Raw genomic sequence first — 18,585 nt, forward strand, 5'->3', positions numbered from 1 at the left:
GGGTGCCCGCCTACGCTCGGCCTGTGGAAGAGATCAAGCCCCGGCCGCCCCTGCTCGGACGCATTCCGCCAGGCGCCTGGCCGGTCCTCACCTGGTGCGCGGCCCTGCTGTTCGCACTGGCTCTGTGGCTGCTCGAACAACAGGGCGGGCCCGAGGCCGCCCCTTTCCTGCGGGGCCCCTGGGCCGGCCTGGCGCTGGCCATGGGCCTGGCGTTGCCGCTCTCAGCGGCCCGACGCCGACCACTGCCGGTCCTGGGGCTGGTCCTCACCGAATCCCTGGCGGCCGCGGCGCTCGCTCCCTGGGCGTGGGCTCTGCTGCTCCCGACGGCGGACGTGCTGCTGCTCTACATCGCCGCCACCGCCGGCCGCAGCCGTCGCACCGCTGCCATGGCGGCCGCCGCGGTCCTCGCGGCGCAGATCAGCGGCTGGCGGATCATGAACGGAGGCTGGGCGCACGGTGTGACCGAGGCCGCGGTGCCGATCGCCTCGGTCGCCCTGGTCTCCTGGACGCTGGGCAGCTCGATCCGCCAGCGGCGTGAGTACGCCGAGCGGCTGCGTGAACAGGCCGCCGCCCAGGCGGTGCAGGCGGAGCGCCTGCGGATCGCCCGGGAGCTGCACGACACGGTCGCCCACAGCATCGGAGTGGTCGCCATCCAGGCCGGCGCGGCCAAGCGGGTCATCGAGACCCAGCCCGAGGGAGCCCGCAGAGCGCTCGACGTGATCGAGCTGACCAGCCGGGAGACCCTCGTGGGGCTCCGTCAAATGCTCGGCGCGCTGCACCGGACCGAACCCGAACCGGTGACGGGCATGGCAGGCGTGGACCGGCTGACGCGGGGCACCGCCACGGCCGGACTCCACGTAAAGGTGCGCTGGCAGGGCACGAGACGTCCACTGCCACCCGACACGGACCAATCGGCATTCCGCATCATCCAGGAGTCGTTGACCAACGTGGTCCGCCACGCGAACGCCCGCCACTGCCAGGTGAACGTCGACTACCGCGCCACCGAGCTGGCCATCGAGGTCGTCGACGACGGCACCGGCGCGCCGCCCGGTTCCACGACCGACGGCACCGGCTACGGAATCACTGGAATGCGCGACCGAGCAGACCTGCTGGGCGGCGAGTTCAGCGCCGGACCGCGCCCCGAGGGCGGCTTCCGGGTGACGGCCAGGCTGCCGGGATGACCGTCCGCATCGTCCTCGCCGACGACCAGCCCCTCATACGAGCCGGCCTTCGCATGGTCATCGCCGAAGCCCCCGATCTGGAGATCGTGGGCGAGGCCGGAACCGGCACGGAGGCGGTCCGGACAGTCAGGGAACTCCGGCCCGACGTGGTCGTGATGGACATCCGGATGCCCGGCATGGACGGCATAGAGGCCACCCGGATGATCACCGCCAACGCCCCGGCGCCGCGCGTACTCATGCTCACCACCTTCGACGACGACAACAACGTCTACGCCGCGCTCCGGGCGGGGGCCAGCGGATTCCTGGTCAAGGACATGGCGCTGGACGACATCCTCGCCGCGACCCGCGTCGTGGCCGCCGGTGACGCCCTCATCGCACCGAGCGTCACCCGACGCCTGATCGAGGAGTTCGCGAACCGTCCCGCGGCCGTTGCCCCTCCGCAGCGACTCGACGGCATCACCGAGCGGGAACGCGAGGTGCTGACACTCGTCGGAAGCGGCCTGTCCAACAGCGAGATCGCGGCCGAGCTGTTCATCGGTCACGCCACCGCCAAGACCCATGTGGCGCGGCTGCTGACCAAACTCGACGCCCGCGACCGTGTCCAGCTCGTGATCATCGCTTACAGAGCGGGCCTGGTGTCGTCCTCACCATGACCCGGCGGCAAGTAGGTCACCCCAGGTCTGCGATCCGGCCCATCGCCGCTTACGCCGACGAGGACGCCTGCGGGCCTGACTGTTCTGGCGTGGCAGGGCAGCAGCGCCGGGGGTGAAGTCTGGATCGGGTACCAGACCGCCGCCCCGATAGCGTTCGCCGCACTGCTGATCACCGCCAAGCCAGCCCGGACTGCCTCAGTTTGAGCAAGACAATCGACCCGCCCCCGTCTCACTCGAACTGAGGCACCCCAGGTCAGCCACTCACGCTGCCTCTCCCTCAGCGAGACCGGACGGCAACACCTCGCCCGCAAGGGCATCGAGTCGTCCCGGCATATGTCACCGCAGGCCGGCCAAGCGGAATGGCTTCCGAGCGACCGTGAGTACGATCTTGCCCCGGATGTGGCCTCGGGCGGCGCGTTCGTGTGCCGTTCGGGCGTCCGCGAGGGGGAACGTGCTGTCGATCGCGACGCGGACCGTGCCCGTGTCGAGCAGGCGTCCCAGTTCGGTGAGTTGCGCGCCGTTCGAGCGGACCTGGGCGCTGGAGACCGTGACGCCCAGCTTCGTGGTCTCCGTTTCGTCGAAGTCCCCGGGGAGTACGGGGAACTGGGCGCCGCCGCGCTTGAGCGTGCGCAGGAGGCGTGTGCTGTCGGGGCCGCCGACGGTGTCGAGCACGAGGTCGACGTCGTGCACGAGGTCCTCGGGACGGCCCTTGGTGTAGTCGATGAACCGGTCGGCGCCGAGCTCGCGCAGGAATGATTCATGCGCGCCCGATGCCACCGCGATGACGTGTGCGCCCTTCCACTTCGCCAGTTGCAGCGCGAAGTGCCCCACGCCGCCCGCGGCGCCGTTGACGAGCACCGTCGTGTCGGCGTCGAGTGCCGTCGGGCGGTGCCGCGCCTCCTGGAAGGGCGAGGGGTGATCGTGTCCGGCCTCGATCAGGAACTGCCACGCGGTGAGCCCGGCCATGGGCGCCCCGGCGGCGTGCACATGGTCGATGCCGGCCGGTTTGCGGGCGAGGTGCGAGGCGGGCGCGGTCACGTACTCGGCGTACGCGCGGCCGTCGAAGCTGGGGAAGCGGAGGAGTCCGAAGACCTCGTCACCGATCGAGAGGCCGTCCACGTCCGGGGCGACGGCCTCGACGACGCCCGACACGTCCGTCCCGGGGATCACCGGCAGGCTGACCGTCGATTCCGTCTCCCCGGGCATCGTGGTCAGCCCGCCTCGCAGGTACCGGTCCGGAGGGTTGACGCCGACCGCGTGCACGCGAACGAGCACCTCGCCCGGCCCCGGCTCGGGAACCGGCACCTCGTCGTAGCGCAGAACCTCGGGGCCGCCGTGCTCATGGAGCCGGACCGCCCTCATCGTGTGTGTCGGCATCGTTCTCTCCTGCCCGCACTGCGGGATACGCTTATCCGGATCAGCGATCCATATAAGTGAACCACTGATCCGAATATATGGACCACTGATCCGGATAGTCAACCGGACAGTCAGGAGGGGCAGATGCGGGCCGACGCCAGGAAGAACCGCGACCACCTGCTCGCCGTGGCGGGCACCGCCATCGCCGAGCAGGGCGTCGACGTGTCGCTGCGCGACATCGCGCGCAGGGCCGAGGTCGGGCTCGCGACGCTGCTGCGGCACTTCCCGACGCGTGAGGCGCTGCTCGACGCCCTGCTCCGTACGAGCTTCGACGACATGACGGCACAGGCGGCCGAGCTCGAAACGTCGAGCTCGCCCGAGGACGCTCTCGTTACGTGGCTGCGTGACTGTGTCGCGTGGACCACCGAGTACCGGGGCGTGACCGTGCTGATGGCAGCCGCCATCGAGGACCCCGAGTCCGCACTCCACGCCTCGTGCGTCGCCCTGCGCGCGGCCGGTGCGCGGCTCCTCGGCCGCGCTCAGGCCGCGGGCAGGGCGCGGAGCGATATCGATGGCGCCGATGTGTTCGCGCTGATAGCCATGCTCGCCTGGCTCGGCGATCAGCCCTCGCTCGCGCCACGCGCCGATCACCTCTTCGAGGTGGTCGCGAGCGCGATTCCGACAACCGCGGAAAGCTGAGGGTCACCGGCCGCCTTCGAGCAGGTCACGTTACTTCTCGGCCGCGCCGGGCTCCCCGCTGATGGACTCCTGATAGAGGTCCGCGTGGGTGCGCGAGTCCTTGATGAGGTTGTCGCTGAAGGCGGCGACGTCGTTGCCGATGAGTTCCAGGACCCCCTTGCCGGCCGCCACACCCTCCTCGAAGAAATCGACGATCTCCGAGAGCAGATGCCCGTCGGTCAGGTCGACCGGCCCGACCTTGAAGAGGTACCTCTGCATCTCCTTGTAGACGATCTGATAGTCCGGCGGCAGCGCCTGGACCCGCGCCATGTGCGCCCACCACTGCTTCTTGCCCTGGATGATGTTCTGGATGCCCACGTCAGCCTCCTAGCCGGCCCAGTTTCCTCGCGACGTTCCTGTTCAACTGCTCGCGCCACCGGTCGCGGTAGTCCCGCGCCCCTTCTCCGCCGGTCAGTGCCGTGCAGAAGCCGCCGATGTCGTCGCCGAGCACCTCACGGATGCCCTGCCCGTCCGCCGCCGTTTCTTCGAGCAGCCCCAGGACGCCGTCGAGGATCGGCATCAGGTTGCGGCCCGTGAAGTCCGCGTGGGGGAAGGCATGCACCTTGATCTGGTCCCATGCCGCCCGGTGGTCGGCCGGCAGGGCCTCGGCCCGGACTTCGAACGCCTTCCACTCCCTCGTGATGTCACTGCCCGTGACGGTCTCCCAGAAAGTCATCGCCCACCCTCCTTGAGCTTGTCGATGCGTGAGGAGAGGTACTCCCACTTCGCCCAGAACGTCGCGAGCTCTTCGCGCCCCGCGTCGTTGAGCGCGAAGAACTTGCGCGGCGGCCCCAGTCCGGACGGCCGTTTCGTCACCTGGACGAGCCCGTTCCTCTCCAGCCGCAGCAAGATCGTGTACGTCGTCCCCTCGACGACATCGGCGAAGCCGAGTTCGTTCAGCCGACGTGTGATGGCGTACCCGTAGGTCTCCTCGCTGTCGATGATGTGCAGCACGCACCCTTCGAGCGTGCCCTTCAGCATCTCCGTCAGATCGTCCATCGCGAGCCTCTTCACCCCTCCCACTCACCCGCCCCAGTACTGCGTAGCACCAAGTACCACTACACGGTATCGCAGAGTAGTGGATGTGCCTAGTGCTGGGAGGGGTACCGGCGCTCTGTGGTGCGCGGGCACCAGGACGCGTGAGCGGCTGGTGCCCGCGCACCAGGGGAGGACGGTGGCGGGGGACGATGCCCGGTGGGGCGCCGGGAGGAAAGGTGGGAGGCGCGTGGATCCCGCGCATTCCCCCTTGCCTGGCGGCGTCTGGAGTTGTCCATGTCCGAAGCTGTGGTGTCCCCGGTCCCTGCCGTCCGTATCGGGAGACCGTCGATCGGTGCCCTCGGTGTCCTGGCGCTCGCCCTCGGCACCCTGCAGTCGGTGGTGGAGCCCGCGCTCCCGCTGCTGCAACGTGAGTTGGGCGTCAGTCCCGCCGAAGGGGCGCTGGTCGCCAACGCCTTGCTCGTCACCGGCGCGGTCGTCGCACCCGTCGCGGGCAAACTCGGCGACCGTTACGGCGGAAAACGGGTGCTGGTCCGGCTGATGGCCGTGGTCTCGGCCGGTGGTCTGCTGGCCTCCCTGGCGCCGAACCTGCCGGTGCTGCTGCTCGGTCAGGTGTTGCAGGGCGTCATGGTGGGTGCGCTGCCCCTCTCGTTCATCCTGGTGCGCAAACACCTCCCGGCGGGAGAGTCGCAGGGGGCCATCGGGGTGGTCGTCGCGCTGTTCACCGGCGGCGGCATGGTGGGAACGCTGACCGCCGGACCGATCGCCGAAAACCTGTCCTGGCACGGGATGTTCGCGCTGCCGACGATCGCGATCGTCGCGGCGACGGTGGCCGTGACGCGGCTGATGCCGCATGATCCGCCGGTCCGGTCGGACGACAGGATCGACTGGCCCGGCGTGGCTCTGCTCAGCGGCACACTGCTCGCGCTCATGCTCGGGCTCGTGACGGTGACGAGCGCCGGCCTGCCGCCCCTCGCGGTCGGCGCCGTCGCGGTGGTCGTGGCCGCCCTCGCGACCGGATGGGTCGCCGTCGAGCGCCGGGCGGCCTCGCCGATGGTCGATCTGCACATGCTGGCCAGGCCCGCGATGTGGCAGGCGTGCGTGCTCACCCTCGTCATCACCGTCAGTTCCGGGATGGTGGTCTTCCTGCTCCCGCAGATGTTCGCGATATCGGCGGACGGATACGGCTTTGGCGGCAGCACCACCGACATCGGTCTGTTCCTGCTGCCCGGCGCCATCGCCGGGGCGGTGAGCGATTCCGTCGGCGGGGTCGCGGCGCGGCGTTTCGGTCCGCGTGCCGTGGTCGTCGTGGGCGCCGTCGTCACGGCGGCCACATTGATCGCCCTGGCCTCGCTGCACACCGCCGCGTGGCAGCTCGTCCTGGCGAAGGTGCTGACCGCGTTCGCCGCGGGCGTCGGCACCACGGCGCTGCTCGCCGGCGCCGCCACCGCCGTCGAGACCAAGGACATCGGCATCGCCACCAGCCTGCTCGTGGTGACCCGCGTGATCGGCATCGCCCTGGGCGTCCAGATCGGCGGCGCGATCCTCGCCGCCGGGGCCGCCCCGGTGACGGGCCTGCCGGCCGAATCGGCCTTCGCCACGGGCTTCGCCCTCGCGGGCCTCGTCGCCGCACTGTCCCTGCTCGTCGTCCGTATCACGAGGAAAGAAGCCCAGGCATGACATCCACCGGTCTGTCGATGAACGCGCGGACCCGCCCGAAGCGCACCGTGCTGATCTCCGGGGCCAGCATCTCCGGACCCGCGCTGGCGTACTGGCTGCGCCGGTCCGGCTTCGCGGTCACCGTGGTGGAGAAGGCGGGCGCACTGCGCGGCGGCGGGTATCCGATCGACATCCGCGGTACCGCGACAGAGGTGGTCCGGCGGATGGGGATACTGCCCCGACTGCGGGACGCGCACATCGAATCGCGTCGCTGCACGTTCCTCGACGCCGAGGGCGGCGAAGTGGCCTCGGTCAGCCCGCACGCCGTGGCCGGCGGTGTCGAGGGACAGGACCTGGAGGTACGTCGTGGCGATCTGGCCACGATCCTCTACGCGCTGGTCCGCGACGACGTGGAATTCCTGTTCGACGACTCCATCGACACCCTCGACCAGTCCGGACAACGCGACCGGTCCGGACAACTCGACCGGTCCGGACCAGGGGTCGACGTCACCTTCCGCAGTGGGCGACAGCGTACGTTCGACGTGGTGGTCGGCGCCGACGGTATGCACTCACACACCCGGGCGTCCGTGTTCGGCCCCGAAGAGCGGTTCCACCGCTACCTCGGCTACTGCTTCGCCCTCTTCACCATGCCGAACACCCTCGGGCTCTCCCGCGAGGTCATGCTGTGGAACACCCCGGGGAGAGCCGCGGCCCTCTACGCCGTCGGGGAGAGCGACGAGGTGCACGCCTTCCTGAACTTCCACCATCCGGAACCAGCGTTCGAAGCCCTCCGGAACCCTGGTGCCCTCCGGGACCCCGACGCCCAGCGGGACCTGATCGCCACGGTCTTCGCAGGCGCGGGATGGGAGGTCCCCGGCATGGTCAACGCCCTGCGCGACGCGGATGACCTGTTCTTCGACACGGCCGGTCAGATCCGTATGCCCCACTGGTCCAGCGGCCGCGTCGCGCTCGTCGGCGACGCCGCACACGCACCCTCGTTCCTCACCGGGCAGGGCTCAAGCCTCGCGCTGGCCGGTGCCTACATGCTCGCCAACGCCCTGGCCACGAACCGGGACCACACCGCGGCCTTCGCCGCCTACGAACGCGACACTCGCGGGTTCGTCACCATGAACCAGGCACTCGTCGACAACGGTACGGCCTCGCTCTTCCCCACCACGGCGCGGGCGCTGGAGCGACGTAACACCATGCTGCGCGGCCTCGTCACCCTGCCCTCAGCACCGGCACGGCCGGCCCACTCAGCCCTGACGCTGCCCGACTTCCCCCCGGGCTGAGAGGCGGACTACGAGGGGCGGGCGTCGGGTTTGGGTGTGGCGTCGGGGGCGGCGTGGACCAGGCCCGTCCGGTAGGCGATGACGACGAGTTGCGCCCGGTCGCGGGCCTCCAGCTTCGTCATGGCGCGCTGCACATGGGCGCGGACGGTGAAGGGGCTGAGGAACATCCGCTCGGCGATCTCCTGGTTGGACAGGCCGGTCGCGACCAGCGCCACCATCTCGCGTTCGCGCGGGGTGAGTACGGCGAGCTGTTCGGGGTGGTGCGGCGGGGCGTCGTCCGGTGTGGCCAGGAAACGGGCGACCAGGGAGCGGGTCGCTGCGGGGGACAGCAGGGTGTCGCCGTGGGCGATCGTACGTACGGCGTCCATCAGGTCCTCGGCCCCGATGCCCTTGCCGATGAAGCCGCCGGCCCCCGCGCGCAGCGCCTGGGCGACGTACTCGTCGGTCTCGTACGTGGTGAGGATCAGGATGCGGCTGGCGCGCAGTTCCGGGTCCGCGCAGATCTCCGCCGTGGCGGTGAGCCCGTCCACCTCGGGCATGCGGATGTCCATGACCACCACGTCCGGGCGCAGCTCCCGGGTGAGTCTCACCGCTTCCCTGCCGTCGGCGGCCTCACCGACCACGGTGATGTCGTCGGCGGTGTCGAGGAGCATCCGGAATGCCTCGCGCAGCAGGGCCTGGTCGTCGGCGAGCAGTACGCGGAGCGTCATGGCGCGTCCCCTGCCTCTCCGTCGCTCCTCCGCGTCGTGTCCTTGGCGGGCGGGAGGGGCAGTCGGGCGGAGACGAGGAAGCCGCCTTCCGGGCGGCTGCCCGCGGAGAGGTGTCCCCCGACCGCGGTGGCACGTTCCCGCATCCCGATCAGACCGTAACCGGAGGGATGGTCCGGCTCCGTGGACCCGTCCGACACCGTGGGCCCACTCGGTCCCGTGGACGCGGTCCGTCCCGCGGGCCCGCTCGGCCCCGTGGACGCGGTCCGTCCCGCACGTGCGGTCGGTGTCGTACGGGCGTCCCCTCCGTCGTCGGTGACGGTGAGCGTCACGTGATCGCGGTCCCAGGCGAGGCGCACCCGGGCGCTCCCGGTTCCGGCGTGCTTGGTCACGTTGGTCAGTGCCTCCTGGACGATGCGGTAGGCGGTGAGGTCCACTCCCGGCGGCAGCGGTCCGGCCGTGCCCTCCTGGTGCACCGACACCGCCAGGCCCGCGCGGCGGAAGGATTCGAGGAGCGTGGGGAGGCGGGACAGCCCGGGCGCCGGTTCGGCGGGCGCGGCCGTGTCCCCGGACTGGCGCAACAGGCCGACCGTGGCCCGCAGTTCGTCGAGCGCGTGGCCCGTGGTCTCGACGAGTTCCTTCAGGCTCTTACGGGTCTGCTCCGGGCGGGCGTCGAAGAGGTGGGCGGCGACCGTGGCCTGCGCGTTGGCCAGGGTGATCTGATGGGCCACGAGGTCGTGCAGTTCCCGGGCGATGCGCACCCGTTCCTCGGCCACCCTCCGGCGCGCCTCGCTGTCCCGGCTCTCCTCGGCCCGCCGGGCCCGCTCCTCCACGGCCGCAAGGTAGGCCCGCCGGTTCTGCACCGAGTGGCCGAGTACGCCGGCCACCAGCGGGAACGCCGCCACCGCTCCCAGCCTGCTCGCGTCCTGCCACGAAAGAGCCCCGAACAAGGGGGTGGAGGCGACCAGCAGCGCCGCGGAGGTGAGCAACACCGCGCTCACCGCGCGCCGTTCGGTGCGCACGGTGAGCGAGTAGGAGTAGACGGTGAGTACGGCGGGGGCCACGATGAACGGGCTCAGCAGGAGGTCCAGGGACGGCACCAGCACACCGCACGCGGTCGTGGCCGCCATGGCGGCCACGGGCGCCCGGTGCCGTACCGGCAGTACGGCACAGGACACCACGGCGATGAGGCAGGCGGCGGCGGGCGGCGGTGCCAGTGTGCCGTCGTCCCGCACCACGCCGCCGAACAGACAGAGCACGAACGCCGTCGCCGTGATCGCACCCTCGCGCCGCCACGTGCCGCGCGGTCGCCGGCCACCGCCGCCCGTATCCGTCATGGCCGGCTCAGCGCCCCACCCTCGATATCCCCGTAATCCCCGTAACCCCTGCAGTCCCCGTATCCCCGTAATCCTGGTAATCCCCGTATCCGCCTGTCCCCGTTCGGCAGCACACGGCTGAGGATACGAGGCAGCCACCGGGCCCGGAACACCGAACGGGCCCCGGCACCTGAGGAGTTGCCGGGGAAGGCCGCCATCCGCTGATCACTCCGGACACCACGTACTGCCTGGGTGCGGCACACCCAGGCGGCACACCGGGTCGGCGCCTAACCTGAACCGCATGGACGACAACCGCCTCGGGGACTTCCTGCGCGCACGCCGCGCCGGTCTGCGGCCGGAGGACGTCGGCATGGCGAGCCACGGCACCCGCAGGGTCGCCGGACTGCGCCGTGAAGAGGTCTCCGTCCTGGCCGGGGTGAACGCCGACTACTACACCCGGCTGGAACAAGGGCGCGAGCGCCACCCCTCGCCCCAGGTGGTCGACGCCCTCGGTCGCGCGCTGCGCCTCGACGAGGACGCCCGGGCGCACCTGTACCGGCTGGCCGGGGTCGCACCGGCCGACCGGGCCTCCGGCCGTTCCACCGCGCAGGTCGGCCCGGCGCTGCGCCAGTTGATGGACGGCTACCCGAACACTCCCGCGTTCGTCATGAGCCGGACCCTGGACATCCTCGCCGCCAACGCCCTGGCCGACGCCCTCTACGCCCCGTTCACGCCGGCGGACAACCTGGCCCGCATGACCTTCCTCGACCCCGCGCGACAGCACTTCCACACCGACTGGGACCGGGCGGCCCAGGCCACCGTCGCCCATCTGCGCGAGGCGACCGGCTTCGAACCGGACGCCCCCCGGCTGCGCGAGCTCGTCCACACCCTCACCGAGCACAGCGCGGACTTCGCCCGCCTCTGGGGCACCCACGCCGTACGCGGGAAGACCCACGACGCCAAGAGCTTCCTCCACCCGGACGTCGGGCCCCTCACCCTCACCTACCAAGCCTTCGACGTACGGGACGCCCCCGGCCAGCAGCTCGTCATCTACCACGCCGAACCGGGCAGCTCCAGCGCCCAGTCCCTCCACCTGCTCGGCTCCATCCACGCCACCCGGCGCCGGCCCGAACCCCGGCCCCACCGCTAGGCCCTGTCCCAGGGCCTCTCGTCCGGCGCCCCCCGATGAAGCCCCGTCAGCGTCGGGTCGCCGATGATTCCCGCTTGCCCTCCGGCGCCTCGTCGCCTCAGGGGCGGCGGGTGAGCACGAGCGGGCCGGCCTCGGTGACGGCGACCGTGTGCTCGGAGTGGGCGGTGCGCGAGCCGTCGGCCGAGCGGATCGTCCAGCCGTCCCGGTCGTAGACGATCTTGTTGGTGCCCGCAGCGAACCAGGGCTCGATCGCGATCGTCAGGCCGGGACGCAGCTTCCAGCCGCGGCCGGCCCGACCGTCGTTGGGGATGTGCAGGTCCTCGTGCATCGTGCGGCCGATGCCGTGGCCGCCGAACTCCAGGTTGACCGGGTAGCCGTACTCGGCGGCGACCGCGCCGATGGCCGCCGAGATGTCCCCGAGCCTGTTGCCGGGCAGGGCGACCTTGATCGCGGCTTCCAGGGCGACCTCGGTGGCCTCGATCAGCCGCAGGTCCTCAGCGGCCGGGGTGCCGACGACGACCGAGTGGGCCGAGTCCGCGGACCAGCCGTCGATGCTCACCGCCATGTCCATGGTCAGCAGGTCGCCGTCGCGCAGCGTGTAGCTGTGCGGCAATCCGTGCAGCACGGCATCGTTGACCGAGAGGCACACCACGTTGCGGAACGGGCCCTTGCCGAACGAGGGCTCGTAGTCCCAGTAGCAGGACTCCGCGCCGCGCTCCTTGATCCGGCGGCGGGCGTGATGCTCCAGGTCCATCAGGTTGACCCCCACCGCGGCGAGGCCGGCGAGCTCGGCCAGCACCTGGCCGACGAACTGCCCGGTGACATGCATACGCTCGATGTCCTGCGGGGATTTGTGCTCGATCACTGCGATCCTCGATTTCTCCGGGGCGACCGACAGGTATATTTATACCAGTGGCCGGCCGGAGTGGTTGCCGCCGAATCGTCCCCGCCTCTAGCATGTGCCGCATGGTTCGCTATCCGCTCGCCCCCGAACAGATCGAGGCGGGCCGACGCCTCGGGGTCGCGTTGCGCTCCGCCCGGGCCGGACGCAGCCTCGTCGATGTGGCCCTGGCGGCGGAGATCTCGCCGGAGACCCTCCGCAAGATCGAGACCGGCCGGCTGCCGACGCCCGCGTTCGGCACCATTGTCCGGCTCAGCGAGGTGCTCGGCGTACCCCTGTCGGAGCTCGCCTTCGTCTGGCGCACCGATCCCGCCCTGAGCAAGGTCTCCTAGCCCCCTCCAGCCCGCGAGCTGCCGGCCGCCGCCTCGTCACCAGGTGATGGCGTCGTCCATCGACTGCTGCCAGTACGTGACCTTGAGCGAGTCGTCGATGTACACACCCTCGGCGGGCAGTGCCGGGGTGGCGCCCTTGCCGACGCTCCCCTCGCCGGAGCGGCCCTGGAAGTAGACGGCGAGGGACTTCTCCGTACGGCCGTGTCCGGCGCTGCCGTCGGCGGCGGACAGGTTCACGGAGGCGTAGCCGGACTGGCCGGGCTCCAGGGTGACGACGGCCTGCGGCTGGGAGTCCTCGATGACCGGCGGCACCGACTGGGCCTCGCCGAAGCGGACGGCCGGGTAGCCGTACAGGTAGCAGGTGTCGCTGCCGGTGTTGGTGACGGTGAGGAGCAGGTGGTTCACCGGGCGGGTCAGCGGGGCCGCGACCGTCTTGGTGCGGGAGCCCTCGCAGGTGACGGTCTTCTTGGCGGTGGCGGAATCCTTCGCGGCGGGGGCGTGCGCGGCGGACTTCGAGAAGGCGGCCGCCCCCGCGTCCTCCGAGGAGGAACGCGCCGCCTTGCCCTCGTCGGCCACGCCCGTTCCGTCGCTGCACGCGGTCAGGGAGAACACGGCGAGTGCGACGGTCGCGGCGGCGGTCAGGAGGCGGGAGCGGGAGTTCCGGGTGCTGGACATGTGGTGGTGGGCCCCTTCGGTGTTCGGGTGGGGGTGGTGCTTGGATGACCGAAGCTTGTGGGGTGACCCGTCCCAGCCGCCATGGACAGCGGGGAGTTCGGGACGCTGGAACGCTGAAACAGGCTCTGACCAGGCGAAACACAGGGAACCTGGAATGGGCGGATGGGACACGGGGAGGGTGGCGGAACAGTGTCGGATACGACCGGTGCCAGGGGTACGGACATGTTCGCGGCGCTGCTGCGGGAGCTGAAGGACCGCTCGGGGCTGAGCTACGGGACGCTCGCCAAGCGGCTGCACATGAGTACGTCGACACTGCACCGCTACTGCAACGGCACCGCGGTGCCCCACGAGTACGCGCCGGCGGAGCGCCTCGCCAGGGTGTGCCGAGCGACGCCGGAGGAGCTGGTGGAGCTGCACCGGCACTGGATCCTGGCGGACGCGGCACGAGCGGACGCGGCACGAAGGGACAGGCCGGAGCGGGCCACGGCTCCGGAGCCGGTCCGCGAGGTCCCGGCCCCGGAGGTTCCGGCCCGGGAGACGGGGCCGGACCAGGAGGCCGGGGCGGCGGCGTCGTACGGACCGGGCGAGGACGACGGTGAGCCGGTGGTCGCCGACGTGCCGCGCGAGCCCGCGGCGCCACGGCGACGCCGGGGCGCGCTGATCGCCTCCGCCGCGGTGGCCGCCGTACTGGGAGCCGTGGTGCTCGCCGTCCAGGTGCCCTTCGGCGGAGGCGGCAACGATACGGAGGACCACCGGGCGGCCGCTGACACCTCCGCGGCCACCGGACCGGCGGACACCACCGGGCCGTCGGCGACGGGCTCCGCCACACCTTCCCCTTCCCCGAGCGGCGAGAGCCCCCGCCCGTCCGCCTCCGTCTCCGCCGCCGAATCCGGCGGGCCCACCCCCAGCGCCTCGAAGGGCGGCGGCGAGCGGGGCGCGGCCGAGCCCCCCGGTGTCAGCGGCGGCGTACCGCTGAACGTCGCCACCCGCCCGTACGTCTACGACGACCCGTGCAGCCAGCATTTCCTCGTCGACAGCGAACCCGAGCAGGTCGGCCCGCCCGCGAGCGAGCCGGACGCGCCGCGCTGGGCCGCCGCCTACGGCGCGGTCTCCGCGGGGGAGCAGCGCGTCGCCCTGACCGTTCAGGGCACCGGGCGGGACACGGTCGTCCTGAACGAGCTGCACGTACACGTCGTCTCCAAGGGCGCCCCGCTCGCCTGGAACGACTACTCGATGGGGGTCGGCTGCGGCGGTGGCGTCGGCACCAAGTCGTTCGACGTCGACCTCGACAACGGCAGCCCCACGGTCACCGTCAAGAACGGCCAGCGCGACTTCCCGTACAAGGTCAGCGAGTCCGATCCGGAGGTCTTCTACATCACCGCGCGCGCCGTGGCGCACGATGTCCGCTGGTACCTCAGCCTGGACTGGTCCAGCGGCAGCCGCCGCGGCACGGTGCGCATCGACAGCGACGGCGCCCCGTTCCGTACGAGCGCCAACGCCGGCCGCCCCGGCTTCGACTACCCGCTGGGCGGCGGCGAGTGGATCGAACGGGAGGGCTGACCGGCCCCGCACGGGCCGCGCCGGCCCACCCCGCCTCGTATCCGCGGACAGATGTCCTCGTATCCGTGGACAGATGTCCTCGTATGCGCGGACAGATGCCTCGTATCCGGTGCGGCTATCCTTCGACACATCGACGCGCCGCCGCAGCGGCGGGGTGACCGTTCCGCCGCGCCGACCGGCCGCGACCCGGGTGCGGTGGCCGCCCCGTACCGCCGGTTCCGCGCCTCCCGCCCGAGACCGCACAGGGCGCCCCGCGTCACGGATGCCCCGCGTCACCGGATGCCCGCCTGACAGATGCCCGCGCAACGGATACTCCCGCAACGGATGCCCGCGTAACAGATGGAGACACGATGAGCACGGTCACGAGGACGGCCACCCGGTCGCCCGCGCCGCACGCCGCCGACAGTCACGAGCTGATCCGCGTGCACGGCGCGCGGGAGAACAATCTCAAGGACGTCAGCGTCGAGATACCCAAGCGCCGGCTGACGGTGTTCACCGGCGTCTCCGGCTCGGGCAAGAGCTCCCTGGTGTTCGGCACGATCGCCGCCGAGTCCCAGCGGATGATCAACGAGACGTACAGCGCCTTCGTGCAGGGCTTCATGCCGACGCCGGCGCGCCCCGAGGTCGACGTACTCGAAGGGCTGACGACCGCGATCATCGTCGACCAGCAGCGGATGGGGGCCGACCCCCGTTCCACCGTCGGCACCGCCACCGACGCCAACGCGATGCTGCGCATCCTCTTCAGCCGGCTCGGGCAGCCGCACATCGGGTCACCCGGCGCGTTCGCCTTCAACGTCCCCTCGGTCCGGGCGAGCGGGGCGATCACGGTCGAGCGCGGTGGCCGCAAGACCGAGAAGCAGACCTTCAACCGCACCGGCGGCATGTGTCCGCGCTGCGAAGGCCGGGGCACCGTCTCCGACATCGACCTCGCCCAGCTCTTCGACGACTCCAAGTCGCTCGCCGAGGGCGCGGTCACCGTGCCCGGCTACAAGACGGACGGCCACTGGACCCTGCGGATCTTCACCGAGTCGGGCTTCCTCGACCCGGACAAGCCGATCCGCGACTACACCGCGACCGAGCTGCACGACTTCCTCCACCGCGAGCCGACCAAGGTGAAGGTCAACGGCATCAACCTCACCTACGAGGGGCTGATCCCCAAGGTCCAGAAGTCGTTCCTCGCCAAGGACCGGGAGGCGATGCAGCCGCACATCCGGGCCTTCGTGGACCGGGCGGTCACCTTCACCGCCTGCCCCGACTGCGACGGCACCCGGCTCGCCGAGGCGGCCCGGTCGTCACGGATCGGCGGGATCAACATCGCCGACGCGTGCGCGATGCAGATCAGTGACCTGGCCGCATGGGTACGCGACCTCGACGAGCCGTCGGTGGCGCCGCTGCTGACGACGCTGCGCGACACCCTCGACTCGTTCGTGGAGATCGGCCTCGGCTACCTCTCGCTCAGCCGGCCGGCGGGCACGCTGTCGGGCGGCGAGGCGCAGCGCGTGAAGATGATCCGGCACCTCGGCTCCTCGCTCACCGACATCACGTACGTCTTCGACGAGCCCACCACCGGTCTGCACCCGCACGACATCCAGCGGATGAACAACCTGCTGCTGCGGCTGCGGGACAAGGGGAACACGGTGCTCGTGGTGGAGCACAAGCCGGAGACGATAGCGATCGCCGACCATGTCGTGGACCTCGGCCCCGGTGCCGGTACGGCGGGCGGCACCGTCTGCTTCGAGGGCGACGTCGAGGGGCTGCGGGCCGCGGGCACCCTCACCGGCCGCCACTTCGACGACCGGGCCGTCCTCAAGGAGACGGTGCGCAAGCCCACCGGCGCGCTGGAGATCCGCGGCGCCACCGCGAACAACCTGCGGGACGTCGATGTCGACGTCCCGCTCGGAGTGCTGGTCGTCGTCACCGGCGTCGCCGGCTCCGGCAAGAGCTCGCTCGTGCACGGGTCGCTGGCCAAGGGCTCAGGGGCCGACGGTACGGGTGGCAACGGTGCGGGGGCCAGCGGTACGGGGGCCGACGGTACGGGGGTGGTGTCGATCGGGCAGGGTGCGATCCGCGGGTCGCGGCGGAGCAACCCGGCGACGTACACCGGACTGCTCGACCCGATCCGCAAGGCGTTCGCGAAGGCCAACGGGGTGAAGCCGGCGCTGTTCAGCGCCAACTCCGAGGGCGCCTGCCCCGAGTGCAACGGCGCCGGTGTCCTCTTCATGGACCTGGGGATGATGGCCGGCGTCTCCACGACCTGCGAGGAGTGCGAGGGGAAGCGGTTCCAGGCGGCGGTGCTGGACCACCACCTCGGCGGCCGGGACATCAGCGAGGTCCTCGCGATGTCGGTGACGGAGGCCGAGGAGTTCTTCGGCGCCGGTGAGGCCCGTACGCCCGCCGCGCACGCCATCCTCGGCCGGCTCGCCGACGTCGGGCTCGGATACCTCAGCCTCGGCCAGCCGCTCACCACGCTGTCCGGCGGCGAGCGGCAGCGGCTCAAGCTCGCCACGCACATGGCGGAGAAGGGCGGCGTCTACATCCTCGACGAGCCGACCACCGGCCTCCACCTCGCCGACGTCGAGCATCTGCTGGGCCTCCTCGACCGGCTCGTCGACTCCGGCAAGTCGGTCATCGTCGTCGAACACCACCAGGCGGTCATGGCACACGCCGACTGGATCATCGACCTCGGCCCGGGCGCGGGCCACGACGGCGGCCGGATCGTCTTCGAGGGCACCCCCACCGACCTCGTCGCCGCCCGCTCGACCCTCACCGGCGAACACCTCGCGGCGTACGTCGGCGCCTGACCTGGCGGAGAGAGAACGCGGCGGGGCCTGGGGCTTCCCGTGGTCGGGGAGCCGGGGGACAATCACCCTTTGTGACGATCACAGAGACCAGCGGGCCCGTCGAGTCCCGCCGCGCCGGACCCGCCGCGCTGCTGGGCAGTGTGCTGACCGGTGGGGCGATCGGCGCGGCGGTGGCGTCCGTGGTGGTCGGGATCATCCTCGGGAAGGCCACGCTGTGGGGCGCCGGTGCCGGGTTCTTCCTGCTCCTCGTCCTGGTCTCGGCCGTCTCGGGACGCCGGGAGCGGGCCCGGACCCCGCGGGCCGAGAAGCGCAGGGCCCTCGCGATGATCGAGAGCCGGCGGGCGACCAGCGGTGAAATGGCGGACGTCCCGATCAGTTTCGTCCTGACCGTCGCTCCGGAGGACCGCGCCGCCTACCGGGTCGCGTTCTCCCAGGCGATCAATCTCGTCGACATCGCCGACTATCCGCCGCGCCGCGTCGTGGTCGTCGAGTATCCCGCGCACGAGCCGTGGGACGTCACCATCGTGACCCGGCCGGATCAGGAGTGGGCGCGGCGGGCCGCCGAGGCGTCGATGGACTCCGCCCCCGAGTCCACGCTCGTCAAGAACCCCAACCGGGAAGGAACACACTGCCTGCTCTCCCTCCTGGCGCTCCTCCTCGGCGCGGCGGTCATCGTCCTGCTGTTCCGCGCCGAGCTGTTCCGGGACGGCGACGGGGACGGCGGGAAGGGGAACGGGGACGGCGGCAGGGCCGGGGGCGCCGAGGTCTCGGTGTCCGCCTCAGCCTCCGTGTCGTCGCGTACGACCTCCGCGCGGACCAGCGAGTCGATGCTGGCGGACGGGCAGATGCGCAGGACCGTCGAGGCGCTGGCCACGGCGGGGGTGACGACCGCCGTCGAGTTCCGGATCGAGGAGCACAGCATGTGGGCCAACGGCACCGGCGACGGCAGCGACAGCACCAGCAGCGACAGCGGCGACAGCGGCGACAGCGGTACGGATGCCGGTGAGCCGTCGATCGAGCTGCGCTCCCTCCCGTACGAGCGGCTCCCCGCCCTGGTCCGCGAGGCGCGCACCACCTCCGGCGCCGGTGACGACGGCTCCTGGCGCATCGACATCGGCCACGACGCGAAGACCGGCCCCCTGGTCATCCGTGTGACTGTCACGGACCCCCGCGGATCCGCTACTCTCCGCGCGGACGCCCAGGGCCGCGTCACCGAACGCGCCGCCGCGCCGCGCTGACCGCGGCGCCGTCCTGCACCCGCACGGAGT

General features: G+C 71.4%; 18 protein-coding genes. 10 read left to right on the top strand and 8 right to left on the bottom strand.

Going from position 1 to position 18,585, the window contains the following annotated elements; translation table 11 throughout:
* The first annotated feature begins 23 nt into the window (after window positions 1-23).
* Window positions 24-1,181 (top strand): sensor histidine kinase, encoded by a 1,158-nt coding sequence (locus ACIO3P_RS22315; RefSeq protein WP_401853222.1) that lies wholly within the window; start codon window positions 24-26, stop codon window positions 1,179-1,181.
* Window positions 1,178-1,834: a response regulator gene (locus ACIO3P_RS22320; RefSeq protein ID WP_401789446.1), complete on the top strand. Its 657-nt coding sequence runs from the start codon at window positions 1,178-1,180 to the stop codon at window positions 1,832-1,834. The genes ACIO3P_RS22315 and ACIO3P_RS22320 overlap by 4 nt, the downstream gene beginning before the upstream one ends.
* A gap of 336 nt (window positions 1,835-2,170) precedes the next feature.
* On the opposite strand, the gene ACIO3P_RS22325 is transcribed toward ACIO3P_RS22320, so the two are convergent.
* The gene (locus ACIO3P_RS22325; protein WP_401853223.1) at window positions 2,171-3,211 is read right to left on the bottom strand and encodes an NADP-dependent oxidoreductase; all 1,041 of its coding nucleotides are present in this window, start codon (window positions 3,209-3,211) and stop codon (window positions 2,171-2,173) included.
* 123 nt (window positions 3,212-3,334) lie between these two features.
* Here ACIO3P_RS22325 and ACIO3P_RS22330 point away from each other — a divergent pair, with 123 nt between their 5' ends.
* Window positions 3,335-3,889, top strand: coding sequence for a TetR/AcrR family transcriptional regulator (locus ACIO3P_RS22330; protein WP_401853225.1), 555 nt, complete (start codon window positions 3,335-3,337; stop codon window positions 3,887-3,889).
* 30 nt (window positions 3,890-3,919) lie between these two features.
* Here ACIO3P_RS22330 and ACIO3P_RS22335 read toward each other — a convergent pair whose 3' ends face one another.
* The 3 genes from ACIO3P_RS22335 to ACIO3P_RS22345 are packed head-to-tail and all read right to left on the bottom strand — an operon-like array spanning window position 3,920 to window position 4,927.
* The gene (locus ACIO3P_RS22335; RefSeq protein ID WP_401853227.1) at window positions 3,920-4,246 is read right to left on the bottom strand and encodes a DUF1048 domain-containing protein; all 327 of its coding nucleotides are present in this window, start codon (window positions 4,244-4,246) and stop codon (window positions 3,920-3,922) included.
* Window position 4,247: 1 nt separating this feature from the next.
* Window positions 4,248-4,604, bottom strand: a complete 357-nt coding sequence (locus ACIO3P_RS22340; protein WP_401853229.1) for a DUF1048 domain-containing protein — start codon at window positions 4,602-4,604, stop codon at window positions 4,248-4,250.
* A complete protein-coding gene (locus ACIO3P_RS22345; protein ID WP_329824775.1) occupies window positions 4,601-4,927 on the bottom strand; it encodes a PadR family transcriptional regulator in 327 nt (108 codons plus the stop codon). Before ACIO3P_RS22345 ends, ACIO3P_RS22340 begins: the two co-directional genes overlap by 4 nt.
* A 273-nt stretch (window positions 4,928-5,200) precedes the next feature.
* On the opposite strand from ACIO3P_RS22345, the gene ACIO3P_RS22350 reads away from it, so the two are divergent.
* Both ACIO3P_RS22350 and ACIO3P_RS22355 read left to right on the top strand, forming a co-directional pair.
* A complete protein-coding gene (locus ACIO3P_RS22350) occupies window positions 5,201-6,604 on the top strand; it encodes an MFS transporter (RefSeq protein WP_401855542.1) in 1,404 nt (467 codons plus the stop codon).
* Window positions 6,601-7,875 (top strand): FAD-dependent monooxygenase, encoded by a 1,275-nt coding sequence (locus tag ACIO3P_RS22355; protein WP_401855540.1) that lies wholly within the window; start codon window positions 6,601-6,603, stop codon window positions 7,873-7,875. The genes ACIO3P_RS22350 and ACIO3P_RS22355 overlap by 4 nt, the downstream gene beginning before the upstream one ends.
* Before the next feature lie 8 nt (window positions 7,876-7,883).
* Here the strand turns inward: ACIO3P_RS22355 and ACIO3P_RS22360 are convergent, their stop codons facing one another.
* Window positions 7,884-8,585: a response regulator gene (locus tag ACIO3P_RS22360; protein ID WP_401855538.1), complete on the bottom strand. Its 702-nt coding sequence runs from the start codon at window positions 8,583-8,585 to the stop codon at window positions 7,884-7,886.
* Window positions 8,582-9,919, bottom strand: coding sequence for a sensor histidine kinase (locus ACIO3P_RS22365; RefSeq protein ID WP_401855537.1), 1,338 nt, complete (start codon window positions 9,917-9,919; stop codon window positions 8,582-8,584). Before ACIO3P_RS22365 ends, ACIO3P_RS22360 begins: the two co-directional genes overlap by 4 nt.
* Window positions 9,920-10,199: 280 nt before the next feature.
* On the opposite strand from ACIO3P_RS22365, the gene ACIO3P_RS22370 reads away from it, so the two are divergent.
* A complete protein-coding gene (locus ACIO3P_RS22370; protein WP_401855536.1) occupies window positions 10,200-11,048 on the top strand; it encodes a helix-turn-helix transcriptional regulator in 849 nt (282 codons plus the stop codon).
* A 97-nt stretch (window positions 11,049-11,145) separates the two neighbouring features.
* On the opposite strand, the gene map is transcribed toward ACIO3P_RS22370, so the two are convergent.
* Complete coding sequence (map, locus tag ACIO3P_RS22375; protein WP_329824767.1) at window positions 11,146-11,913, bottom strand: type I methionyl aminopeptidase; 768 nt, start codon at window positions 11,911-11,913, stop codon at window positions 11,146-11,148.
* Window positions 11,914-12,014: 101 nt separating this feature from the next.
* On the opposite strand from map, the gene ACIO3P_RS22380 reads away from it, so the two are divergent.
* Window positions 12,015-12,281 carry a helix-turn-helix transcriptional regulator gene (locus ACIO3P_RS22380; RefSeq protein ID WP_329824765.1) on the top strand — a complete coding sequence of 89 codons (267 nt, stop codon included), beginning with the start codon at window positions 12,015-12,017 and terminating at the stop codon, window positions 12,279-12,281.
* Window positions 12,282-12,317: 36 nt separating this feature from the next.
* Here ACIO3P_RS22380 and ACIO3P_RS22385 read toward each other — a convergent pair whose 3' ends face one another.
* A complete protein-coding gene (locus ACIO3P_RS22385) occupies window positions 12,318-12,956 on the bottom strand; it encodes a DUF4232 domain-containing protein (RefSeq protein WP_401855535.1) in 639 nt (212 codons plus the stop codon).
* Between the two features lie 189 nt (window positions 12,957-13,145).
* On the opposite strand from ACIO3P_RS22385, the gene ACIO3P_RS22390 reads away from it, so the two are divergent.
* The 3 genes from ACIO3P_RS22390 to ACIO3P_RS22400 all read left to right on the top strand — a co-directional run bounded on the left by ACIO3P_RS22390 (window position 13,146) and on the right by ACIO3P_RS22400 (window position 18,555).
* Complete coding sequence (locus tag ACIO3P_RS22390; RefSeq protein WP_401855533.1) at window positions 13,146-14,516, top strand: helix-turn-helix domain-containing protein; 1,371 nt, start codon at window positions 13,146-13,148, stop codon at window positions 14,514-14,516.
* Window positions 14,517-14,866: 350 nt separating this feature from the next.
* The gene (locus ACIO3P_RS22395; protein WP_401855531.1) at window positions 14,867-17,317 is read left to right on the top strand and encodes an ATP-binding cassette domain-containing protein; all 2,451 of its coding nucleotides are present in this window, start codon (window positions 14,867-14,869) and stop codon (window positions 17,315-17,317) included.
* Window positions 17,318-17,388: 71 nt separating this feature from the next.
* The gene (locus ACIO3P_RS22400; RefSeq protein ID WP_401855530.1) at window positions 17,389-18,555 is read left to right on the top strand and encodes a hypothetical protein; all 1,167 of its coding nucleotides are present in this window, start codon (window positions 17,389-17,391) and stop codon (window positions 18,553-18,555) included.
* The last annotated feature ends 30 nt before the right edge of the window (window positions 18,556-18,585 follow it).

It is taken from the genome of Streptomyces sp. NPDC087310 (assembly GCF_044744405.1).
In the GTDB taxonomy this organism is placed as follows: Bacteria; Actinomycetota; Actinomycetes; order Streptomycetales; family Streptomycetaceae; genus Streptomyces.